The 1,906-nt window shown below is 54.7% G+C and carries 3 protein-coding genes; all 3 read right to left on the minus strand.

Annotation, left to right across the window (positions count from 1 at the left end; genetic code table 11):
* Window positions 1–220 (minus strand): hypothetical protein (locus QB898_RS12965; RefSeq protein ID WP_279525286.1); only part of this gene is annotated, 220 nt, incomplete at its 3' end.
* 140 nt (window positions 221–360) lie between these two features.
* The gene (locus tag QB898_RS12970) at window positions 361–786 is read right to left on the minus strand and encodes an Imm63 family immunity protein (RefSeq protein ID WP_279525287.1); all 426 of its coding nucleotides are present in this window, start codon (window positions 784–786) and stop codon (window positions 361–363) included.
* On the minus strand, window positions 783–1,906 hold a 1,124-nt coding region (locus QB898_RS12975; protein WP_279525288.1), incomplete at its 5' end, for a TNT domain-containing protein. The genes QB898_RS12975 and QB898_RS12970, both read right to left, overlap by 4 nt.

Below are 1,906 nucleotides of genomic sequence, written 5' to 3' on the forward strand. Positions count from 1 at the left end.
TCAGGCCCGGGTCGCTCATCACCTGGCTCAGGCCATCAGAGATTTCTCCGCGCACACGGCCATCCAGCAGCGAAACCGTGCCTGCCGTGCCTTGCGTGAAGCTGGCAAATGACCTCGCCGGTGTACGCGCCAAGGCGGCCAGTGCTGTCACAAGGCCGCCGCCATCGGCTACGGCAGCCTCATCCAGCCGGTCTATGACGCCCTCGCCCCACTGCCGCATGTTGCGGTTCAGGCGCTGGCCCCAGCTGGGTTCGGCAGGCTGCTGCGCGGTTGAAGGGGCCGGGCTTCAGTCCGTGCACACTGGATTAATGGTTGATCTAGCCAAGCACAAGAGCCATTCGAATATATTGATCTTCTTGTTTATCTCATCAATCTGCGCTTCATGGCTTCATCATCAAACGGATTATTTTTCAGGATTTCATCTAGTTCACTTTTCTTTAATTGATGCCAGGATTTATTTATTATCCCAAACAATTCCAGCTCTTTAGCAAATATTATTCTTCGTGGATCACGTTGTGATTCTCTGTTGGCTAATTCATAACAACAGGCCATCTTAAAAATGATGATATTCATTAGCCAGTACATCAGTAGGTTTACATCTTTCGTCTTTCGCTCCTCAAAGATCATGCCCCTCTCCTCGACAATATATCTATAGTCATCTTCTTCAACCACAACAAACGGCGTTCCATCGCCTTGCGGTTGATCGAATACTGTTAACATCTGCGGCGGCGCATCTATCATGGCACCATACGCTTTTATTTGTTGTCTGATTTGATCAATATTCATTTTGCCACCTCGATAAGATATTCGTTCTCAATTAACCACTGTACATCAACTCGCGTTCCAACATTCGGAAGTATTTGAACGCCTCCGCCAGGTTGCCCAAATGCAGGCGCAATTTCACCTTCCAGCACCGGCAAGGGCTTGATGACTTCATATACATAAACATTGGATGCTCCTGCACCGGGAGCCAATGCCCTGGCATCAAACGCTGTTCCTGCGGGAGCCAGAAAACTCCCAACCGGTTCACCTACTCGGTCAAGCAAGACGCCCCTTTCCAGCACCCGTTCACGAGGTTTTCCAACAAATCCCGAGTTTTCAGGCCACTTCCACCCAACTCCATCTTGATATTCAATATATTGAAGACCATCATCCACCCGATGATTGAGTTCGGTTCGGCTAACTGAAGATTCAGTAGGAATGCTTGATCGAGTGCGAGGAGGTCTGGGCTGAAGAGCTTCTGCAGAAGATATTTGTTGCCTGCCTGCACCCTGTCCTCTGGTCAGCGCATTTTCTTCAGCAGGCAACCTGATTACTGGCCGCGTCAAAGCCGCAGGCCCCAGCAGTCCATTCATTGCAGCTGCGCCATGCAGCGCCGCTTGCAGCCGGGCCACGTTGGCGTCACTGGCATTTGCCGCCATTTCGCCGCGCGCCCAGTACTGGCCCGCCAAACTGGCATTGTTGAGGCTGTTGTAGGCCTCTGTGCCCAGCGCCTCGACCATTGCCAAGGGCGTGACGCCCAGGCCCAGGGCAGCGTAAACCGCCCTGTCCATCCAGCTGGCATCCGGATCCATCATGCCTTGCGTGGCCATGCGCATGCGCTCCTGATAGAAACCATGCGCGGGGGCATAGAGGTTCTCAACAGGCGGCAGTGGAGCTTGTGGCCTTTCAGCGGAAGGGCTGCGGTTTGCTGCAGGCCGAGTTGTCTCCGGCAGCCCCAGCCTTCTGGCGTTTTCCACGGTCGGCGCCCAATCCTGCGGCCTGGCCCACTCTGGCAGCGCTGGCTTTGAGGGCCGTATGGGCGTTGCAGGCGCAGCAGGCGCTTGCGCGCGGATGCGCTCGATCTGCTCTCTCAAGTTCAGCCCGCGCGCGTTGCGGCCTATGACTTGTCCGCCCAGGCGCGAGA

The organism is Ottowia cancrivicina (assembly GCF_029813755.1).
Lineage (GTDB): Bacteria > Pseudomonadota > Gammaproteobacteria > Burkholderiales > Burkholderiaceae_C > Ottowia > Ottowia massiliensis.

Excerpts from the sequence above, each read along its gene's own strand:
- QB898_RS12970 (WP_279525287.1), bottom strand. The coding sequence starts at position 786 with ATGAATATTGATCAAATCAGACAACAAATAAAAGCGTATGGTGCCATG.